This is a genomic window from Arcticibacter sp., from assembly GCF_053551015.1.
The window spans coordinates 211,674-231,546 of sequence record NZ_JBMQOB010000022.1; the positions used below are offsets into that span (position 1 = coordinate 211,674).

Annotated in this window: 21 protein-coding genes; 14 read left to right on the forward strand and 7 right to left on the reverse strand. The window is 44.3% G+C overall.

Features of this window, described 5'->3' with window-relative positions; all coding sequences use genetic code 11:
* Positions 1 to 31: 31 nt before the first annotated feature.
* Positions 32 to 1,165 carry a glycosyltransferase family 2 protein gene (locus ACO1NU_RS16180; protein WP_448819532.1) on the reverse strand — a complete coding sequence of 378 codons (1,134 nt, stop codon included), beginning with the start codon at positions 1,163 to 1,165 and terminating at the stop codon, positions 32 to 34.
* Positions 1,146 to 2,120, reverse strand: a complete 975-nt coding sequence (locus ACO1NU_RS16185; RefSeq protein WP_448819533.1) for a lysylphosphatidylglycerol synthase domain-containing protein — start codon at positions 2,118 to 2,120, stop codon at positions 1,146 to 1,148. The genes ACO1NU_RS16180 and ACO1NU_RS16185 overlap by 20 nt, the downstream gene beginning before the upstream one ends.
* Positions 2,121 to 2,255: 135 nt before the next feature.
* On the opposite strand from ACO1NU_RS16185, the gene ruvC reads away from it, so the two are divergent.
* Positions 2,256 to 2,822, forward strand: a complete 567-nt coding sequence (ruvC, locus tag ACO1NU_RS16190; protein WP_448819705.1) for a crossover junction endodeoxyribonuclease RuvC — start codon at positions 2,256 to 2,258, stop codon at positions 2,820 to 2,822.
* A 29-nt stretch (positions 2,823 to 2,851) separates the two neighbouring features.
* Here ruvC and ACO1NU_RS16195 read toward each other — a convergent pair whose 3' ends face one another.
* From ACO1NU_RS16195 to dxs, 3 genes are all read right to left on the reverse strand, one after another.
* Complete coding sequence (locus tag ACO1NU_RS16195; protein ID WP_448819534.1) at positions 2,852 to 3,253, reverse strand: HIT family protein; 402 nt, start codon at positions 3,251 to 3,253, stop codon at positions 2,852 to 2,854.
* 7 nt (positions 3,254 to 3,260) lie between these two features.
* Positions 3,261 to 3,734, reverse strand: coding sequence for a transcription elongation factor GreA (gene greA, locus ACO1NU_RS16200; RefSeq protein WP_448819535.1), 474 nt, complete (start codon positions 3,732 to 3,734; stop codon positions 3,261 to 3,263).
* A gap of 153 nt (positions 3,735 to 3,887) precedes the next feature.
* Positions 3,888 to 5,816 (reverse strand): 1-deoxy-D-xylulose-5-phosphate synthase, encoded by a 1,929-nt coding sequence (gene dxs, locus ACO1NU_RS16205; protein ID WP_448819536.1) that lies wholly within the window; start codon positions 5,814 to 5,816, stop codon positions 3,888 to 3,890.
* A gap of 122 nt (positions 5,817 to 5,938) precedes the next feature.
* Between dxs and ACO1NU_RS16210 the strand changes: the two genes are divergently transcribed.
* The 3 genes from ACO1NU_RS16210 to ACO1NU_RS16220 are packed head-to-tail and all read left to right on the forward strand — an operon-like array spanning position 5,939 to position 8,477.
* Positions 5,939 to 6,697, forward strand: coding sequence for a segregation and condensation protein A (locus ACO1NU_RS16210; RefSeq protein ID WP_448819537.1), 759 nt, complete (start codon positions 5,939 to 5,941; stop codon positions 6,695 to 6,697).
* A 24-nt stretch (positions 6,698 to 6,721) separates the two neighbouring features.
* Positions 6,722 to 7,993, forward strand: coding sequence for a serine hydroxymethyltransferase (glyA, locus tag ACO1NU_RS16215; RefSeq protein ID WP_448819538.1), 1,272 nt, complete (start codon positions 6,722 to 6,724; stop codon positions 7,991 to 7,993).
* Positions 7,994 to 8,051: 58 nt separating this feature from the next.
* Entirely contained in the window at positions 8,052 to 8,477 is a 426-nt protein-coding gene (locus ACO1NU_RS16220) for a response regulator (protein ID WP_448819539.1), read from the forward strand.
* Positions 8,478 to 8,616: 139 nt separating this feature from the next.
* On the opposite strand, the gene ACO1NU_RS16225 is transcribed toward ACO1NU_RS16220, so the two are convergent.
* Together ACO1NU_RS16225 and rlmN are read right to left on the reverse strand one after the other, a co-directional pair.
* Positions 8,617 to 9,321, reverse strand: coding sequence for a ComF family protein (locus ACO1NU_RS16225; protein ID WP_448819540.1), 705 nt, complete (start codon positions 9,319 to 9,321; stop codon positions 8,617 to 8,619).
* An 8-nt stretch (positions 9,322 to 9,329) separates the two neighbouring features.
* Positions 9,330 to 10,379: a 23S rRNA (adenine(2503)-C(2))-methyltransferase RlmN gene (gene rlmN, locus ACO1NU_RS16230; RefSeq protein WP_448819541.1), complete on the reverse strand. Its 1,050-nt coding sequence runs from the start codon at positions 10,377 to 10,379 to the stop codon at positions 9,330 to 9,332.
* A 177-nt stretch (positions 10,380 to 10,556) separates the two neighbouring features.
* On the opposite strand from rlmN, the gene ACO1NU_RS16235 reads away from it, so the two are divergent.
* From ACO1NU_RS16235 to gatA, 10 genes are all read left to right on the forward strand, one after another.
* Positions 10,557 to 11,735: an amidohydrolase family protein gene (locus ACO1NU_RS16235; RefSeq protein WP_448819542.1), complete on the forward strand. Its 1,179-nt coding sequence runs from the start codon at positions 10,557 to 10,559 to the stop codon at positions 11,733 to 11,735.
* 41 nt (positions 11,736 to 11,776) lie between these two features.
* A complete protein-coding gene (locus tag ACO1NU_RS16240) occupies positions 11,777 to 12,058 on the forward strand; it encodes an acylphosphatase (protein WP_448819543.1) in 282 nt (93 codons plus the stop codon).
* Positions 12,059 to 12,071: 13 nt separating this feature from the next.
* Complete coding sequence (locus ACO1NU_RS16245) at positions 12,072 to 13,580, forward strand: oligosaccharide flippase family protein (protein WP_448819544.1); 1,509 nt, start codon at positions 12,072 to 12,074, stop codon at positions 13,578 to 13,580.
* Between the two features lie 19 nt (positions 13,581 to 13,599).
* Positions 13,600 to 14,031 (forward strand): dUTP diphosphatase, encoded by a 432-nt coding sequence (gene dut, locus ACO1NU_RS16250; protein WP_448819545.1) that lies wholly within the window; start codon positions 13,600 to 13,602, stop codon positions 14,029 to 14,031.
* A 4-nt stretch (positions 14,032 to 14,035) separates the two neighbouring features.
* The gene (locus ACO1NU_RS16255) at positions 14,036 to 15,748 is read left to right on the forward strand and encodes a tetratricopeptide repeat protein (RefSeq protein ID WP_448819546.1); all 1,713 of its coding nucleotides are present in this window, start codon (positions 14,036 to 14,038) and stop codon (positions 15,746 to 15,748) included.
* Positions 15,726 to 16,505: a DUF4292 domain-containing protein gene (locus ACO1NU_RS16260; protein WP_448819547.1), complete on the forward strand. Its 780-nt coding sequence runs from the start codon at positions 15,726 to 15,728 to the stop codon at positions 16,503 to 16,505. The genes ACO1NU_RS16255 and ACO1NU_RS16260 overlap by 23 nt, the downstream gene beginning before the upstream one ends.
* A gap of 18 nt (positions 16,506 to 16,523) precedes the next feature.
* Complete coding sequence (locus ACO1NU_RS16265) at positions 16,524 to 17,783, forward strand: murein hydrolase activator EnvC family protein (protein ID WP_448819548.1); 1,260 nt, start codon at positions 16,524 to 16,526, stop codon at positions 17,781 to 17,783.
* A gap of 69 nt (positions 17,784 to 17,852) precedes the next feature.
* A complete protein-coding gene (locus ACO1NU_RS16270) occupies positions 17,853 to 18,125 on the forward strand; it encodes a Sec-independent protein translocase subunit TatA/TatB (RefSeq protein WP_448819549.1) in 273 nt (90 codons plus the stop codon).
* A 9-nt stretch (positions 18,126 to 18,134) separates the two neighbouring features.
* Positions 18,135 to 18,329 carry a Sec-independent protein translocase subunit TatA/TatB gene (locus tag ACO1NU_RS16275; RefSeq protein ID WP_448819550.1) on the forward strand — a complete coding sequence of 65 codons (195 nt, stop codon included), beginning with the start codon at positions 18,135 to 18,137 and terminating at the stop codon, positions 18,327 to 18,329.
* Between the two features lie 98 nt (positions 18,330 to 18,427).
* The gene (gatA, locus tag ACO1NU_RS16280; RefSeq protein ID WP_448819551.1) at positions 18,428 to 19,861 is read left to right on the forward strand and encodes an Asp-tRNA(Asn)/Glu-tRNA(Gln) amidotransferase subunit GatA; all 1,434 of its coding nucleotides are present in this window, start codon (positions 18,428 to 18,430) and stop codon (positions 19,859 to 19,861) included.
* The last annotated feature ends 12 nt before the right edge of the window (positions 19,862 to 19,873 follow it).

Below are 19,873 nucleotides of genomic sequence, written 5' to 3' on the forward strand. Positions count from 1 at the left end.
TGTTTTGATTGGATAGATAGTATATTAATCGTTAACGTACTAATCGGCCTTTCCATATATACTTACCAGAATTTCCCGCTATTCCGATATAAATGATATATAAAATGTGAATGACCGTCAGCAGGGGCAAATATTTCATCAGTTCAGTTCTCTTAGCAAAAGCGGTTACCGGGCCAAGAAAAAGCATTTCTGAAAAGTACTTTAAAGCAATTGCTAACAGTGCAATAATCCAAAGATCCGCAATGTACAACCCCAGAAGCACATTTGCAAAGATTATCAGGTTGAAGAGCCAGATAGCTACTCCGAGTGCCACGATCTTTTTGTCTTTGTATTTCGTGCTCTTAGAGGCCCATCTCTTACGCTGGCTAATGAACTCCGGCAGTGTTTCTTTGGCGTCTGTATAAACGATCGCGTCGGCAGACTTACAAAATCCTATCTTATCGGGATACCGGGAGGCTACTTTATGAAGAAAAAGTTCATCATCTCCTGATGCCAGTTCATCGATACCTTTAAATCCGCCCAGTTCTATGAAGACATCTTTGCGGTACGCCAGGTTAGCACCATTGCAGGTTGAAGGCATTCTATTGCCGATAGAAGAGGCTCCCAAGCCAATTAGGTAAAGGAACTCCAGAGTTTGTAACCTCTCGAAGAAGCTTTTTTCATGATGATATACCACTGGTGAGGAGATGAGCTTGCTACCGGTTTCCTCGTAAAAGCTAACAATCGTCTTTATCCAGTCTGCCTTCATCCTGCAGTCGGCATCGGTTGTCACGATCAGCTCTCCGCTTGCCATGCTGATGGCTTCGGCTATAGCTTTCTTTTTATAGGAATTCAATTTCTCTTTTTCGTTGAGCCGGATCAGCTTCACTCCTTTTTCCGTATAAGATAAGACGATATCGGAGGTCCGGTCAGTGGAATGATCGTCGACGATGATGAGCTCGATCAAGGCTGCGGGGTATGACTGCGCCAGAATATCATCGATTGTACGGGCGATCTTCTCCTCTTCATTACGGGCAGCGATGAGGATGCTTACTTTAGTTTGAAGAACCGGGTCATGCGGAATATATAAGGGAATGGAAGACCATCCCTTCCGAAGAAACAAGATTACGAAGACATAGAGGCATGTCAACGTCAGGGTCAGGGTACTAATTACGAGCAGTGCCAAAGAAGTTGAGCTTAAATACGAAGACAGATCCCAGTATGGCCGGAATGATCAGATTTACTAACCAGATACAGGCAGTTGAGGCCATGATGGCGACTTCGTGATGTGTGATAAAACTAAAGAAATAAGTAGCAGTCATTGCACGGACGCCGACGTCGAGAAGATCGAGCGAAGGGAGGGCTGACTGAATAAAGAACAGGATCAGAATCATCATGATCATGCTGAACATGGGAATTTCCGGAATCAATAGCTGAATGACGATACAATACTGGGTAGTAAACACGAGGAATCGCGCCAGTGAGTAGTTGAAAACCACTATGAGATCTCTTTTACTATACCTGGCAAGCACCATAATAAACTTTTTGAACCTTTTCAGAAAGGATATACTTGTCAGCAAGCCTATCAGCAGCCGAATGTTAAAATAAAACAACAGAAAAAAAAGGGAGAAGACCGCAGACACAAAAAAGAGGGCGTACAGTAACCAGGTGCTTACATCAGTAAAGTGCCAGACGAACCAGACAATTGCAAAGGCTCCCAGTACATTGGTGATGACCATCTGCGCTATGGCGCCTACACTCATGGCGATAGCACCAAAGACACGCTTACGTGGTTTTAGAAAGAAAATCCTGCCACCATATTCTCCAATGCGGTTAGGTGTAAAGATAGCCCAGGTGAGACCACAGAATACCGACTCAACGGACTTCCAGACCGTAATCCTTTCGATGCTCCGGACCAGATACTTCCATTTAAGCGATTCAAGGAACCAGTTGAGAAACATCAACCCACATATAATGGCCATTGCTGAATAGACTTTTCCATTGTTCAACTTCGCCGTGAGCGCCTGAAAATCCCGCAGGTTGGTGTTATTATTCAGCTTATGGATAATGAATACCGCTGCAAGGATCAGCACAGAGAACTTTAGGATAATACTTATTGCTTTTTTGCCCGTAGAATTCAAACCTATTCTTTGTATGGTACAATGTTACGGAAAAGTTGATAACCTTCTCGTATTTCATCGCTGCGTCAGATATTTTAGTGCGGTGAAAAAGCCCATCTGGACGGAGCGGTTTAAAAGTTGTAATATTGCCGTGTGATAGCAAAGGAAAAGGCTAAGGAGCGATTAATTCTGGGAATTGACCCGGGAACGGCGATTATGGGTTATGGCCTGGTGCAGGAAGTGAAAGGTAATGTTGAACTGGTGAGCCTCGGCGTGGTTAAAATGGATCATCTGGATGACCACCCCATGAAGCTGCAGAGGATCTTTGAGAAGACAGTGTCATTAATCGATCAGTATCATCCGGATTGCCTGGCAATCGAGGCACCTTTCTACGGGAAGAACGTACAGGTGTTATTGAAGCTGGGACGGGCACAGGGCGTAGCCATTGCGGCTGCCTTATCCAGGAACATTCCAATTTTTGAATACTCTCCACGCAAGATAAAACAGTCGATAACGGGCAATGGTAATGCCGGCAAAGAGCAGGTGGCCTCTATGCTGCAACGCCTTTTAAAATTCACCGAAACACCTCAGTATCTGGATGCTACTGACGGCTTGGCGGTAGCACTATGCCACTCGTTTCAACGGCTTGCAAGTGAACCGGGGAAAAAATCATACTCAGGCTGGGAAGCGTTTGTCAAAGACAATCCGGCGAGAAAGAAATAACCCGCCGGAGTATACGGTAAAAGTGATGGTTATTTGTCTGGAAATCCCGCAGCGATCGCCCGGGCAATATCTTCCATTTCCTGTTTAGGCAGACTTAGCTTTTCTGCAGCAAAATTCATGTCGCCCATTGAGCTCATGGGTACCAGATGAACATGGGCATGAGGCACCTCAAGTCCCATTACGGTGACTCCTATCCTTTCGCAGGGAATGACTTTTTTTATACTTAGAGCCACCCTTTTTGCAAACACCATCAGGCCGGTATAAGTATCATCATCCAGATCAAATATGTAGTCGACCTCTTGTTTGGGGATGACCAGAACATGCCCTTTTGCCAGGGGACTAATGTCGAGAAAGGCGAGGAAGTTCGCATCCTCTGCGACCTTATAGGCAGGAATCTCACCTGCAACTATCTTGGAAAAGATGGATGGCATATTCAGATTATCTAGAGATTTCGAGAACTTCAAACTCAATTTTCCCTGCGGGTACGGCAATTTCAACACGATCGCCTACAGATTTTCCGAGAAGGCCCTTTGCGATAGGTGATTTCACGGATATCTTACCTGCTTTCAGATCGGCTTCAGTTTCAGATACCAGCTGATATTCCATTGTTGCACCGTTTTTGACATTCTTGATCTTTACTATTGAAAGGGCAAGCACTTTCGAGGTATCTAACTTTGATTCATCAATCAACCGGGCGTTTGCAAGAGCGTCCTGCAATTTCGATATTTTCGCTTCATGATGCCCCTGGGCTTCCTTCGCAGCATCATATTCAGCGTTTTCAGATAGATCCCCTTTATCCCTCGCTTCCGCAATTGCTTTGGCAATTTGATTGCGCCCTTCAGTTTTCAAAAAGTGTAATTCTTGTTTCAACTTTTCTAATCCTTCTTTGGAATAATAAACTATCTCTGACATTATTATTTGTTTAAAAACCTATAAAAAAGGACAAGACTACACCTGCATACGCTGATATAGTCTTGTCCGTGAATATTACGAATATAATATTTACATTATTAAAAATGCAAATATCGGCTTAATTGTTTCTTTTTGCTAGCGAAAATTAACAAATCAGCTGGCTATGCTGCCAGCGATAATCTGTAGTGAAAGTTTCTTTACTTCAGCCACGATAGACGCGGCATCATACCCACACTCGGACCATAGCTCATTCTGCTCGCCATGTTCAACGAAGCGATCAGGTATACCCAGGCGTACCACAGTTGCCATGTAACGGTTGTCGGCCATGAATTCCAGCACTGCACTTCCCATTCCGCCCTGAATGCATCCGTCCTCTACTGTTATTACCTTTTTAAATCTGGAGAACACCTCACGAAGCATGTCTTCATCGATGGGTTTCAGGAATCTCATATCATAGTGCGCAGGATTCATCCCCTCTTCAGATAACTGAAGCAGTGCTTTCGAGACTTCGTTCCCAATATGACCAATAGTCAGGATAGCTACGTCTTCACCTTCAGAGATCTTACGCCCTTTTCCTACAGGCACGGCTTTCATCGGCATTTTCCAATTAGGCATCACTCCGTTCCCCCGCGGGTAGCGGATAGAGAAGGGACCCATATTGTCCTGTTGTGCCGTATACATAAGGTTCCTCAGTTCCTCTTCGTTCATTGGCGCAGAAACGATCATGTTGGGAATACACCTCATATAGGCCAGGTCATAAGCTCCATGGTGAGTTGCACCGTCAGCTCCTGCAAGACCTGCCCGATCGAGACAGAATACCACATTCAGTTTTTGTATAGCGACGTCATGGATCACCTGATCATAGGCGCGTTGCATGAAACTGGAATATATATTACAGAAGGGCACCATTCCCTGAGTAGCAAGTCCGGCAGAAAAAGTCACGGCATGCTGTTCAGCGATTCCGACATCGAAAGCGCGGGCAGGCATGGCCTTCATCATAATATTCATCGAACTTCCGCTTGGCATAGCAGGTGTCACACCCATGATTTTGGGGTTCACCTCGGCGAGCTCCACGATAGTATGCCCGAATACATCCTGATATTTAGGGGCCTGAGGCTTATCACTTGATGATTTCTTTATCTCTCCGGTAATCTTATCAAACAAGCCAGGTGCATGCCACTTGGTCTGATCTTTCTCGGCAAGCGCATAGCCCTTCCCTTTTACAGTGACGCAGTGCAACAATTTAGGTCCGGGAATACTTCTGAGATCTTTTAATACTTTGACGAGCTGTTTAACATCGTGACCATCTACAGGGCCGAAATACCGGAAGTTAAGCGACTCAAAGAGATTACTCTCCTTTAACAGGGTTCCTTTTATACTTTTCTCGATCTTCTTTATAGCCTGATGAGCATTTGGACCCAATTCAGATATTTTTCCAAGAACATGCGAAATGTCGTCACGGAACCGGTTATAAGGTCTTGATGTGGTTATGGTGGTAAGATATTCTTTGAGGGCACCGACATTAGGGTCGATGGACATGCAGTTGTCGTTCAGAATAACGAGCAGATTGCTGTTCTCAATACCGCCATGATTAAGCGCCTCAAAAGCAAGTCCGGCAGTCATGGCTCCGTCGCCGATAACAGCTACGTGCTGGCGATCAGTCTCCCCTTTAGCACGGGATGCCACAGCCATTCCGAGAGCAGCAGAGATAGATGTAGATGAGTGACCTACACCAAAAGTATCGTATTCACTCTCGCTTCTTTTAGGAAAACCGCTGATCCCGTTGTATATCCTGTTGGTATGAAATCGGGACCTTCTTCCGGTTAATATTTTGTGTCCATAAGCCTGATGGCCGACATCCCATACAAGCTGATCGTAGGGTGTATTCAGGACATAATGCAAGGCAACGGTTAATTCGACAACGCCTAGACTAGCTGCAAAATGCCCCCCGTTAACAGACACCACATCAATAATATACTGACGTAGTTCATGCGATAACTGCTCTAATTCACCTTCACTAAGTAACTTTAAATCAGATGGATAATTTATTTTGTCTAATAACTCACCAGCCTTTACTTCCATACAGTAGTAGCGTAAAAAAAGTTTAAATGACAAAGTAACTCAATATTATTTATAAAATAATAGTTGCAACAGTTTTATTTATGATTTACAGACCAAATTAAATCTTTATTTTTGAACCAGTTGTGACACATCAGGATACTTATGACATCAGGTTACCGCAATTTGAGGGTCCATTTGACCTCTTATTGTTTTTCATCGAGCGGGACGAGCTGGATATACATGAGATTGCTATAGCAAAAATCACGGACGACTTTCTGGCCTATATTCAGGCGATGACGGCGCTAAACATCGAACTTGCCAGCGAGTTCATATTTATCGCCGCGACCTTAATGAGGCTAAAGGCCAAGATGCTGTTGCCAAGGCCCGAGCAGGATGAGGAGGGGAATGAGATTGATAACCGGGAAGATCTGATCAGGAAACTGATAGAATACAAAAAGATCAAAGTAGCTTCGGAGGAACTTCGTATCTTAGAGGACGGCCGAATGAAGCTGCAGAAACGTGGAAACATCGGGCAAGATCTTTTACAGGTAGAAGATACAGCTGAGCAGGGAGAAGAGCTATCAAGTTTCAGTTTATATACTTTACTGCTCGTATACGAGAAAGTGCTGGCCAGAGGACATCAAAGGAATGTGCCGGTAACACATACTGTTGTTCAATATCCTTATACGATCGAGCAACAAAAGAAAGCGATAGCGGAGCTGCTGCAAATAAATGAGCGTATGGACTTCTCGGATATGAAAAAGCATTCAGAAAACAGGGTACATTTTATTTTCAACTTTCTGGCGGTGCTGGAAATGCTGCAACAGCAGCTCATCTCCATCCAGACGGGAATAGGCTTTAATAATTTCAGGCTGGAATCAAATAGTCAGCCTGCGCAATAGAATATTCATCATCAAGTAAACATAATGAACAGAGACAACGTAGTTTTTAAACTCATTGAAGAAGAGCAAGAGCGCCAGGAAAGTGGCATCGAACTAATTGCATCCGAGAACTTTGTTAGCAGACAGGTTATGGAAGCAGCTGGTTCTGTACTTACAAATAAATACGCCGAAGGCTTACCCGGAAAGCGTTACTATGGTGGCTGCGAGGTAGTAGATGAGATTGAAACTATTGCTATTGAGCGAGCAAAGCAGCTTTTTGGAGCAGAATGGGCGAATGTGCAGCCACATTCAGGTGCTCAGGCCAACTCTGCAGTATTCCTGGCAGTATTGAAGCCTGGAGACAAGATCCTGGGTTTTGACCTTGCGCACGGCGGACACCTGACCCATGGGTCACCCGTGAATTCATCAGGTAAACTGTATACCCCTTTCTTCTATGGTGTAGATAAAGAGACCGGCCTGATCGATTACAAGAAGCTCGAAGAAGTTGCTCTGGCAGAAAAACCGAAACTGATTATTTGCGGTGCTTCGGCATACTCCAGAGAGTGGGACTACAAGTTCATACGTTCAGTTGCTGACCAGATCGGAGCCCTGGTTCTGGCTGATATTTCACACCCTGCCGGCCTGATCGCCAAAGGTTTGCTTGACAATCCACTACCTCACTGCCACATTGTTACCACCACTACGCATAAAACGCTAAGAGGTCCACGTGGCGGTCTTATCCTGTTGGGTAAGGACTTTGACAATCCTTTCGGCTTAAAAACTCCTAAAGGTGAAATCAGAAAAATGTCGTCTCTTCTTGATATGGCTGTTTTCCCAGGCACGCAGGGAGGCCCGTTAGAGCACGTTATCGCAGCAAAGGCTGTTGCTTTTGGAGAAGCACTTAGCGACCAGTATCTGGAGTATATCAAGCAGGTTAAGAAAAATGCGGAAGCCATGGCGAGTGCATTAGTTTCCCGTGATTACCAGATAATTTCCGGAGGAACAGATAATCACCTGATGTTGATTGACCTTAGAAATAAAAACATAACAGGTAAGGTAGCCGAAGCGGCGCTGCAGAAAGCACATATCACCGTTAACAAGAACATGGTTCCGTTTGACGATAAGTCGCCATTCGTAACCTCGGGCATACGTGTAGGTACTGCGGCCATCACTAGTCGTGGTTTGAAGGAGTCTCAAATGGAGACAATCGTTGAATTAATTGATGCAGTATTGTCTGATCCTGAGAATGAGGAAAACCTGAAATTCATCAATGCGAAAGTAAAAAACCTGATGGCAGATTTCCCGCTATACAAATAATAAAAAGGGAGGAGGATCTGAACTCCTCCTCCCTTTCTACCTGTCTAAAAACTTTATCATGCTCTCACCAGTAAACGAAAAAGACCTTTCAAAAGTCCTTATCCTTGTCGTGGATGACAACGAGATAAACAGATATGTAGCTAAAAAAATACTTCAACAGTGCGGATTTGTAGTCGAGCTTGCCGAAAACGGCCAGATGGCTGTTGATTTGATCATTTCTAATCATTATGATCTGGTGCTGATGGACATCTATATGCCTGTTATGAACGGATTCGAAGCTACTAATATCATCCGTGCCTATGACGGAGGAAAGTTCAGCGACCTGCCGATCATCGCACTGACTGCTTCAACATTAGAAAAGGACCTTGCAGAAATAGGAAGATCAGGCATGTCAGACTATATACTAAAACCATTTGTGCCGGAAGATCTGAAGCGAAAAATTGAAGAGAGCCTAAGTACCCCTTACACCCAAACAGAAGTTTGATCGGTGGCAGCAATGCGCCGGGGGCTTAAATAGAAAAAGCCGGAAACTATGGAAGTGTCCGACTCTTTCATCTAAATTAACGCTCTCGAGTATTATTACGCAAGCTGTTTCAGAAGGTTGCATTTATTTTTTTATTTTTTTATTCAGCATATGCTACCGCCATTATACTGATTTTGAGATCGGGTGCCTTCTCCAAAAGAGCGATGGCACAGGCTTCCAGAGTTGCCCCTGTTGTAATCACATCGTCGACAAGCAAGACATGACTACCTGATAGTGATTCGGCATTCATCAGGGTAAAAACCTCAACCATATTCTCGAAACGGTGGAAACGACTTTTGTGCGTTTGTGTCTCCGTTGCTTTCGACCTGCACAATGTCTTGTTGTCTAATGGAACCTTCAAAGCCTGAGACAAGCCTTCAGCAATACAAAGGCTCTGATTGTAACCTCTGGATTTAAGCCGGTCAGGGTGCAGTGGAACTGGGATAATCAGATCAAACGAAGGAGCAGTAATCCCGGTTTTGATATCGCGGCCACACATCTCGCCCAGGAGATTACCAAGCAGAGGTTTGTTCTTGTATTTGAGATGGTGAATAATGTTCTGAACCTTGCCATGTTTATGAAAGTACAGGTAGGCAAAGGCGCTCTCTACAGGGATTCGTCCCCAAAATTGCCTGGCAACCGGATTAAGGGGCTGTTGATGAAAGTGGGTATAAGGCAGATCATAAAGGCAAGAGGTGCAGAGCAGATGCTCGTTGGACACGAGATGATCGCCACATGCGCAGCAAAGCTCAGGAAAGAATAGCGATAGAAAGTCTTCAGCGTAATTCTTAACCTTTGCCAGCATCTTCGCTTCTATTTTTCTTTTATAGCCAGCTGTCCGCAGGCGGCATCTATATCTTTTCCGCGGCTCCTCCGGATGTTGGTTATAACTCCCTGCTTCCTTAGATAATTCGCAAAAGCCTCTGTTTTGTCTTCTTCAGCGTTTTGAAAGGCAGCAAAGGAGATGGGATTATATTCGATGATGTTTACCTTACAAGGCAGGTGTTTGCAAAACTTGGCTAGCTCTGCAGCATCTTCAAGCCCGTCGTTAAAATTGTCGAACAGGATATACTCGTAGGTTACCGGGTTCTTTGTCTTAATGAAATAATACTTGAGTGCCTCGGCGAGTGCTTTGAGCGTGTTCTGTTCATTGATCGGCATGATCTCGTTCCGCTTCTTATCGTTCGCGGCGTGAAGAGAGAGGGCAAGATTGAATTTAACCTGATCATCCCCCAGTTTTTTGATCATTTTAGCGATACCCGCTGTAGACACAGTGATTCTCTTAGGAGACATGTTTAGTCCATCGGGAGACGTTAAACGATCAATGGAACGCAGAACGTTAGCATAGTTTAACAAGGGTTCGCCCATTCCCATATAAACGATATTGGAAAGAGGAATACCGTAATTAAGCTTGGCCTGCTGATCGATAAGAACTACCTGATCGTAAATTTCTCCAGCATCCAAATTCCTCTTACGCTCCATATAACCGGTTGCGCAAAACTTACAGGTAAGGCTACATCCTACCTGAGAACTCACACATGCTGTCATTCGTTCGGGGGTCGGGATAAGAACCCCTTCTATGATATTATTGTCGGCTAACCTGAACGTATTTTTGATTGTTTTATCGGAGCTATGCTGAGATTGATGAATATTGACGGCGTTCAGGCTGAACATATCCTTCAACTTCTCCCTCAGGGCTTTAGGCAGGTTGGTCATTTCATCAAAGCTACGTGCCGACTTCATCCATAGCCATTCGGAAATCTGTTTTGCACGAAAGGCAGGCTCGCCCTCTGCAACCAAAACTTTCTTAAGATCCTCAACAGAAAGATTTCTTATTTCTTTTTTTTCAACAATCGCGTTCACAGAACAAAGTTACTTAATAATCTGAGCACCACTGTAATGATATGGTAAGGATTGCACACTTTTTGAAAGGAAATTTTCTTAAAACGACAACCTGGCCAATAAATTGCTTATAATTGTTTGTACTAATGTAGTAGCCATCACATTGATCAGCACAAGATTTTACGTTTATACTGAAATATGAATACCTATTACTCTGCAGATTACATCATTCCTATTTCCTCATCTCCTATCAAAAATGGCTATATAGCAGTAAATGAAGCAAATGTAATTCAGGGCCTCTACACGGAATACGATGCGAAGCAGATGGGGGTAGCCAATGTGAAGCGTCTGGACGGAATAATCGTTCCGGGCTTTGTAAACACCCATTGTCATCTGGAACTATCGTGGTTAAAAGGGAGGATCGAGCGCGGGAACGGTTTGATTCCATTTATCAAAGATGTGATCAGATTAGGTCGTGGCAGGAAGGAAGATAACCTTGAAGCAATGCGCGTGGCAGATCAGGAAATGTTTCAGAACGGGATCGTAGCCGTTGGCGATATATCTAACGTCATTGACTCCAGACAGGTAAAACTGGATAGCTCCATTAAATATCACACGTTTGTAGAGACTCTGGGGTTCGACCCGGACAGAGCAAAACAGATCTTTGACTCGACTTGCCAGCTTAAGGAAGACTTTGCGCCTTTAAAAGCCTCGATAGTACCCCATGCACCTTATTCCATCTCCAAGGAGCTGCTTCGATATATCAGCAGGGAATGTGGTAATTCCGAAAGTCTGATGTCGATCCACAATCAGGAAAGCGAAGAGGAAAATACGCTATTCAGATATAAGACCGGGCTCTTTCTGGACTTCTACAAAGACATGCACATCGATACGGACTTTTTCAAAGCCCAGGCAAGAAGTTCTGTTCAATCCATCTTCTCACATCTTGGAAAGAAACAAAAGATCCTGTTGGTTCATAATACATATACCAGTTTAAAGGATATCTACTTTACGAAACGTTCCGGCAGAGACATATACTGGTGTTTCTGTCCGAAGGCTAATCTGTATATAGAAAACAGATTACCAAAGGTTGAACTGTTCTGCCAGAACGACCTTGCCATTACGCTTGGCACAGATAGCCTCGCCTCGAACGACACGCTTTGTATCCTTTCAGAATTGAAGACACTACACACCCACTTTCCCTCCCTTCGGCTTGAAGATACCCTGAAGTGGGCAACCCTTAACGGAGCCAGATTTCTGGACATGGACGAGGATCTGGGAAGTTTAGAAGTTGGCAAGAAACCAGGATTGAACCTCATTACGCATATGGATGGGCTGAAGCTTACCAGGGAGTCGTCGGTGACCAAACTCGCTTAATTTATCTGCGCAGATTTTGAAGCAATTCCCTAAGTTTGCAGATGAAACATTTTATAATCACCGTATACGGCAAGGTTCAGGGTGTCTCTTTTAGAGCAGCAACAAAGGCAATTGCTGATCAATTGTCTATAAAAGGCTTCGTGAGAAACCAAGTGGACGGATCTGTTTACATAGAGGCTGAAGGTGATCAATTCTCAATCAATTACCTGGTAGATTGGTGTAAAGAGGGACCGGACACAGCCGTGGTTGAAAAAGTTGATGTCTCGGAGGGAGAAATAAAGAACTATCTTAACTTTGAGATAGTAAAAAAGCATCGGATTTAATCTACAGACGCGCTTGTCAAACATCAAGAAATTTGCAGGACAGACTGCTATCTATGGGCTAAGTACCGTTATATCCCGCGTACTTGGGTTTCTTCTTACACCATTATATGTAAGTCTATATCCGGCCAGGACCTACGGGGTTTTTACCGTGTTGTACAGCTGGGCCTCTATACTGAATGCCATGCTGGCATTTGGGATGGAAACGACATTTTTCAGATACCTGAATAAAAGCGGAACCGACAAGGAGAAAGTGTATAACAACGCCTTTATCGTTGTTATGATGCTTGCAGGGCTATTCATTCTGACTGCATTTCTATTTTCGGAGAGTATCGCCGCCTGGATGGTCACGGATCAGACCACGAGTCTTGCTGACTATGCTCAGTACGTGAAGCTTTTCATTCTTATACTGGCAGTAGATGCCTTAGCGGTAATTCCGTTTTCGAGATTGAGGGCTGAGGGCAGGCCGTTGAAATTCGGCATTATCAAAATAGCTAACATCGCGAGTTTCGTTGGCTTCAATCTATTTATGCTGCTAGCCGTCCCGGCGATCATAGAGAAGAACCTGATGTTTGCAGATTACTTCCGGGAGTGGTACAGACCAGGATGGCTGGGGTATGTATTCATCTCCAACCTGGTAGCAAGTGGTGTGACACTCGTTCTCCTGATTCCGGAGCTGATGAAAGTTCGATTCAAAATGGACCGCCCTTTGCTCCTTGATATGCTGAACTACAGCTTCCCTATCCTGATAGCAAACCTCTCGTTTATCATAAACGAGAACTCCGACAAGATCTTCCTAAAGGAATTACTCCCCGAGAGCATAGCAGAGCAGGACGCAGGCATCTACGGAGCGTGTGCCAAGCTTGCCATTTTCCTCAGCATTTTCATTCAGGCTTTCCGCTTGGGCGCTGAACCTTTCTTCTTCAGCCATGCTAAGAATAAAAATTCAGGAGAGACCTATGCCACGATAATGAACTATTTCGTTATTGCAATTTCTCTCATTTTTGTTGGTATTGCAGCCAACATGGAGATCCTTAAACATTTTATCAGTGCTAAAGACCCCATACAACGCGAGCTTTACTGGTCTGGCTTAAAGATCGTTCCGATTCTGTTATTCGGATACGTGAGTTTAGGGATCTACATGAATCTTTCCATCTGGTACAAATTATCGGACCAGACACGATATGGACTTTACATTTCGGGTGTTGGCGCGCTGATGACAATCATCCTGAACATTGTATTTATCCCGAAATACAGCTATGTGGCCTCTGCATGGATTTCATTTGCGGCTTATTCTACGATGATGGTCTTATCTTATCTACTGGGACAGAAGCATTATCCGATTCCCTATCATGTAGGCAAGGCTGTTGCTTATCTGTTATCGGCAGCTGTGATCGTGACCATATCATATCAATTCTTCGACAAAAACTTGATTGCGGGTAATATCTTATTTGTTTTATTTGCGCTGTCGGCAATCTACGTGGAAAGGAAGGACTTACAGAAGATACTATCAGGGAAAATTTAATCCATACTACATAATGAACATGAACGTTAAAGTAATCAACAATTCCAATAATGCGCTGCCGGCTTACGAGACAGCGCTTTCAGCCGGTATGGATATACGGGCATATATTACTGAAGATATTACTCTGAAGCCTCTGCAACGTGCACTTATCCCGAGTGGCTTATTTATAGAACTCCCACAAGGTTACGAAGCACAAATAAGACCGCGGAGCGGACTGGCGCTAAAGCATGGCATTACGGTATTGAACTCCCCGGGAACAATAGATGCCGATTACCGCGGGGAAATTAAGATCTTGCTGATCAATCTGTCGGATACTGATTTCCAGATTCAGAGTGGCGACAGGATTGCACAGATGATCATCGCGAAGCATGAACAGGTATTATGGGAGTCTGCAGAAAGTTTAAACGAAACAAGCCGGGGCACTGGAGGCTACGGTCATACTGGAATATAAATACATGTTGAAGAAAACGTTTCTTATTGCATTGGGGTTGTGTTGCCTTGCCACCTCGCTAATTTCTCAGGAGAAAAACAGCAAGGATCGTGGTAGCGGCGCAGAAAGCGCAGGCGTAAGAAACAGTTTTTTTTCAGGGCTCAGGGAAAAAACAGCGGGCAGAATAGAGGAAGCTGAAGGTTACTTCAAACGAACTATCGAGCTTGATACTGCAAATGCTGCCGCGTTTTACGAATTGAGCAATATCTATCGGATTAAGCAGCAAATCGACCTGGCTGAACAGTTTGCCGCTAAAGCGACTCAGGCGAATCCGAAGAACAAGTGGTATTTGCTGTTACTTTCTGACATCTATAAACAGAACCAAAAGCTGGATAAGCTCCCGGATCTATATGACCGGCTCATTGCGCTTGAGCCTAACGTTGATGAACATCTATATAGTAAAGCAAATGCCCTGATTATCCTGGGGAGGTCGAAAGAGGCGGAACCTATTTATGCACGGATTGATTCAGTATTTGGAACTTCGGCAGAACTGGAGATGCTGAAACAACGCATTCTGGTAAACGATCCGGATCCGGAAAAATCTATTTCTGTGCTCGAAGAGCAAATCAGCAAAAACCCAAGGGACACAAGAAACTATCTCGCCTTGAGCGAGCTTTACCTAAAGACGGGTGCGAAGGACAAAGCACTTAGCCGACTTAAAGAAGCCAACAAGGTTGAGCCTAAAAATCCCTACGTAATACTTTTGATGGCGGATGTTTATCGGTCAGAAGGTAAAAATGAAGACGCGTACAGAGAGCTTAAAAAGGTAGTCTCTGATGATGTGTTGACTTTTGAAGTTAAGGCGCAGATTATTCTTTCTTACTTTCCTAAACTGAAGGATCCAAAGTCCCTGGCGGAGGCGACGGAACTCGCGCTTATAACCACACGCAAACACTCCAAAGAACCAAAAGCCTTCGCAATTTACGGAGACTTGCTTGTTCAGGCAAAAGATCTGAAAGGAGCAAAAGAGGCATACAAGCATGCACTTTCATTGAATGAGAAGGAAGTGCGCCTTTGGGAGCAACTTCTTGAGATTGAAACTTCTCTGGGAGACTTCCAGGCCGTTATTAACGATGGAGAGAAGGCGATTTCCCTTTTCAGTGACCGATCTTTCCTTTATTTCTTTACTGGAGTTGCAGCTGCGCAACTGGAAAACCATGACAAAGCAATAGACTACCTGCTGCAAGCGGCTGCACTTAGCACACAAAATGCCGTGTACCAATCTCAAGTACAGGCAAGCCTTGCAAATTCGCTGAACTCACTGAAGCGATATAAGGAAGCTGATGCTGCCTTTGACAGAGCTCTGACTCTGGATCCGATCAACGCCTATGCGTTGAACAATTATGCTTACTATTTGTCGTTAAGAAAAGAACGCCTTGAAAAAGCTGCCGAAATGTCCCGCCAGGCGAATGAGCTGGACCCAGAAAACGCTTCTTTTCAGGATACTTATGCATGGGTATTGTTCCAACAGGAGAAATATCAGGATGCGAGACTCTGGATGGAAAAGGCCATTAAGAACAACGAGAAGAGCGGCGTTCAGCTGGAGCATTTTGGCGACATTCTTTTTCATCTTCAGGAGACTGATCTTGCTTTGGAGTATTGGATGAAGGCAAAAGCTCAGGGCGTTAAATCGGACACGTTAGATAAAAAGATAAATGAGAAAAGATACGTTGAGTAAGGTTGTATTTCTATGCTTACTGACCTTTTGCTTTGCGTGCAGAGCGAAGAAAGAGGTAGCCCCTCCGGTTGCCTCTGTCCCGTCTGTTGTAAACAGCAAGACGGCGTCGATAAAGGCGATCACAGAAAATGCATTCAATTTTAAGACCCTTTCCGCTAAGGCGAAGATTGACTTCAAGTTTAACAACCAGTCAAACGGAGCGAGTCTGAACCTGCGGATGCGGAATAAGGAAGTTATATGGATGTCGATCACGGCTATTGCAGGAATTGAAGTTGCAAGGGTCATGATTACTCCCGATAGCATCAAGGTCCACAACCGATTGCAGGGAGAGTACCTCGCTAAGCCCTTTAATTTTATATCTCAATATTCAAGCCGTGCCATTGACTTCAACATTCTGCAAAACCTTCTTGTAGGGAATGCCACACAAGGAGCCGTTACGGAGGCCTCTGAAATACATGTTACTGGTTCGGAAACAGCGGTCAAGACTGCTATTAACGGGCTTATGTATGAGCTGGTTTTCAATGACATTTACAAATTAACCGAGAACAAGCTGCGAGATTCAAAGGACCAGCAACTTACGGCTCTTTATAGCAATTTCCAGGCTCTCAACGGACGCAATCTACCTTACGCAGTCAGTATGTTGTCTAATGCGGGCAATAAAAATGTCCGTATAGACATCAAGTACTCCAGTGTTTCTGTAAATGAACCAGTTGATTTTCCATTCAGTGTTCCTAAAAGGTTTACAGTAAAGGATTAATTAGATAGATTTGCGCTCATGAGTCTTACCCGGTTGTTTTTAGTATTTGCATTCTTCTTTGTTACTGGTTCTGCATTCGCGCAAAGCAGCGCTGAGTTAAAGCGCCGTAAAGAAGCGCTTACCCGGGAAATAGAGATGCTGAGGAAATCTCAGAGTAATGTGGTTAACAATAAGCGACTGTCTCTTAAGCAGATCAATGCGCTGAATGCCCAGATCAGATTGCGGGAGGCCAAGATAAGCACGATAAACTCCGAAGTAAGGCTACTTGACAACCAGATTTCAGAAAACACCAACAATGTTCGATCGCTACAGAGCCAGCTGGTAAAGCTAAAAAAAGAGTATGCTGCCATGATTCTGTTTGCGTTCAGAAATCAAAGCTCGTATAGCAAGCTGATGTTTATTTTCGCTTCGAGCGACTTCAACCAGGCTTATAAGCGGCTAAAATATTTGCAGCAATTTGGAGATTACAGACGTAAACAGGCCAGATATATTCAGGATACGCAGCGGGAGCTGGGACATAAGATCCAGCAGCTGGATTACAATAAAAAAGAAAAGAGCACTTTACTTCAGGATCAGGAAAAAGAAAAAGTTACCCTGGGTAAAGAAAAAAGCAATCAGTCTGTACAGTTGAGTAAGCTCAGCAAGCAGGAGAAAGAACTCCGCAAAGAACTTACGCAAAAGCAAAGGGAGTCTGCAAGACTAAACAGAGCTATTCAGAATGCTATTAGCCGGGAGATCGAGGCTGAACGTAAAAGAGCTGCCGCAGCAGCGGCGGCGGCGGCGCGGGCAGCGGCAGCCAAGGGTGACGATGCAGAAGCAAAACCTGTAGCGTCGGGAACGAAGGTCCTCTCAGCTACGCCAGAATCGGCGAAAATGACCTCTGACTTTACCGGAAACCGTGGCAGCCTTCCATGGCCGGTAGCTAATGGAACCATTGTAGAACGCTTCGGTAGACACTCTATCGGGAATGTCTCTACTGAAAACAACGGAGTGAACATCCAAACGAATGAGGGTGCAACAGTTCGGGCAATTTTCGCTGGTACAGTAAGCAGTGTCATCAGTGTGAGCGGCTCTCAGGGGGTGATTATCCGACATGGTGAATACTTCACCGTATACACCAATTTACGTACCGTGAATGTTTCCAAGGGACAGAAGGTTTCAGTAAAGCAATCTATAGGATCCGTGGCAACAGACCCGATAGACGGAGGTACAGAAGTTCACCTCGAAATATGGAAGGGTACAACTCCGATGAATCCGGAGGGGTGGCTCGCCCGATAATTGCGACAATAAATAATAGCAGACAGCGTTTATTTTTATTCTATATTTGTACCATTAAAACAGTCTAAGATGTTAAATACTATATTGTTATTCCTTAACATGGGTACGCCTGAGCTGATGCTGATCTTGTTCGCGGTACTTCTATTGTTTGGAGGCAAGAAATTGCCCGAACTGGCAAGGGGACTCGGTAAAGGTATGCGCGAATTTAAGGATGCCTCTGATGGAGTAAAACGTGAGATACACCGGAATATCAACTCCATCAATGATGATTTAAATGTTGATCTGGAAAGTAGAAAGCAGGCCGACAATTCAACGAACAACAAACAGGAAAACCACATATAAAATCATAATATGTTTAATACAATATTATTAGTCGGACTAGGTGCACCAGAAATTATCTTAATTGTGGTTGCTATTCTACTTCTTTTTGGCGGTAAGAAAATCCCGGAGCTTATGCGCGGATTAGGAAAAGGTGTTAAAGAATTCAAGGATGCTAAAGATGGCGACTCAGATTCGGTTAACCACAACGACACGAAGACCTACTAGTCTTTAACACGATAAACTTTTTATTACTTTACCCCATATTCGGCATAATTGCCTGATATGGGGTTTTTCGATTTAGCAGAATTATGTACCTTCACGAAATGGAACCGTATATTTCCTTGCAAATCTTGCATGAAAAGATCAAAAAGGGCGAATTCACTTTATCAACAGTAGTAGATTACTATCTAGATCGGATTGAGGCAGAGTCTCACCTGAACGCCTTCATTGAGGTATACCCGGATGAAGTACGCAAACTTGCTCCTGCGATAAATGAAAAAATAGTAAACGGAACAGCTGGTAAGCTTGCCGGAATGGTGATAGGGATCAAAGATTTGATCTGCTTTAAGGATCATGGCGTTTCTGCCGGGTCTAAAATGCTGGAAAACTATGTTTCCATCTTTTCGGCTACTGTGGTTGAGCGCCTGATTGCTGAAGATGCTATTATTATCGGACGTCTGAATTGCGACGAATTTGCAATGGGAGGTTCGAACGAGAACTCCTACTTTGGGCATGTAAAGAATTATGCTGACAACACAAAGGTGTCTGGCGGATCTTCGGGCGGCTCTGCTGTGGCTGTTCAGGCAGGTCTCTGCATGGCAGCCCTTGGAACTGATACAGGAGGATCTGTAAGGCAACCTGCATCTTTTTGTGGCATAGTGGGATTGAAACCTACTTACGGGCGTGTTTCGAGGCATGGGATTGTAGCATATGCATCATCTTTTGACCAGGTAGGTCCGTTGACGCATTCGGTAGAAGACGCCGCTTTGATACTGGAGATTATCGCGGGACATGATAACTTTGATAGCACATCGTCTACCCTGCCGGTGCCGAAGTACAGTCAGCAACTATCTTTTACAGGTAAGAAGAGGATCGCCTACCTCCCCGAGACATTACATTCTGAAGGCTTGGATCCTGAGGTCAAGGCATTAACTGAGGCCATGATTAAGAAACTTCAAGACGAAGGTCACGCTGTGGAGCCTATATCTTTCCCTTATCTCGACTACGTAGTTCCAACATATTATATATTGACTACTGCAGAGTCTTCTTCCAATCTGGCACGCTATGACGGTGTTCATTACGGTTTCCGAAGCCCTAATGCAGTTGACCTTGAGTCGACTTATAAAAAGTCGCGGTCTGAAGGATTCGGAACCGAAGTAAAACGAAGAATAATGTTAGGTACTTTTGTATTGAGTGCAGGTCATTATGCCTCTTTTTACGGAAAAGCACAACGTGTAAGGCGTCTGATCAGAGAGAAGACGGAGGAGATACTTCGTGACCACGACTTCATATTATTGCCAACGTCTCCCGGTCCGGCATTTGGTTTGGGAGAAAAAACTGACGATCCTGTAGTGATGTATTTAGCTGATATTTTTACGGTGCAGGCCTCGCTGGCGGGCATCCCGGCTATATCCCTACCTGTAAGAAATAACTCAGAAGGACTTCCTTTGGGTATGCAATTAATAGGCAAACGCTTTGGTGAAACGGAGCTTTTAGCCTTTTCCAAATACGTTATGGATATGAACCTGGCCAATTAACCTTGCCCAGGT

Bases quoted from the DNA above. Each gene is read 5' to 3' on its own strand.
- ACO1NU_RS16195 (WP_448819534.1), bottom strand. From the start codon at position 3,253: ATGCCATCCATCTTTTCCAAGATAGTTGCAGGTGAGATTCCTGCCTAT.
- greA (WP_448819535.1), bottom strand. From the start codon at position 3,734: ATGTCAGAGATAGTTTATTATTCCAAAGAAGGATTAGAAAAGTTGAAA.
- dxs (WP_448819536.1), bottom strand. From the start codon at position 5,816: ATGGAAGTAAAGGCTGGTGAGTTATTAGACAAAATAAATTATCCATCT.
- glyA (WP_448819538.1), top strand. From the start codon at position 6,722: ATGAACAGAGACAACGTAGTTTTTAAACTCATTGAAGAAGAGCAAGAG.
- ACO1NU_RS16220 (WP_448819539.1), top strand. From the start codon at position 8,052: ATGCTCTCACCAGTAAACGAAAAAGACCTTTCAAAAGTCCTTATCCTT.
- ACO1NU_RS16225 (WP_448819540.1), bottom strand. From the start codon at position 9,321: ATGCTGGCAAAGGTTAAGAATTACGCTGAAGACTTTCTATCGCTATTC.
- ACO1NU_RS16235 (WP_448819542.1), top strand. From the start codon at position 10,557: ATGAATACCTATTACTCTGCAGATTACATCATTCCTATTTCCTCATCT.
- ACO1NU_RS16240 (WP_448819543.1), top strand. From the start codon at position 11,777: ATGAAACATTTTATAATCACCGTATACGGCAAGGTTCAGGGTGTCTCT.
- dut (WP_448819545.1), top strand. From the start codon at position 13,600: ATGAACGTTAAAGTAATCAACAATTCCAATAATGCGCTGCCGGCTTAC.
- ACO1NU_RS16255 (WP_448819546.1), top strand. From the start codon at position 14,036: ATGTTGAAGAAAACGTTTCTTATTGCATTGGGGTTGTGTTGCCTTGCC.
- ACO1NU_RS16260 (WP_448819547.1), top strand. From the start codon at position 15,726: ATGAGAAAAGATACGTTGAGTAAGGTTGTATTTCTATGCTTACTGACC.
- ACO1NU_RS16265 (WP_448819548.1), top strand. From the start codon at position 16,524: ATGAGTCTTACCCGGTTGTTTTTAGTATTTGCATTCTTCTTTGTTACT.
- ACO1NU_RS16270 (WP_448819549.1), top strand. From the start codon at position 17,853: ATGTTAAATACTATATTGTTATTCCTTAACATGGGTACGCCTGAGCTG.
- ACO1NU_RS16275 (WP_448819550.1), top strand. From the start codon at position 18,135: ATGTTTAATACAATATTATTAGTCGGACTAGGTGCACCAGAAATTATC.
- gatA (WP_448819551.1), top strand. From the start codon at position 18,428: ATGGAACCGTATATTTCCTTGCAAATCTTGCATGAAAAGATCAAAAAG.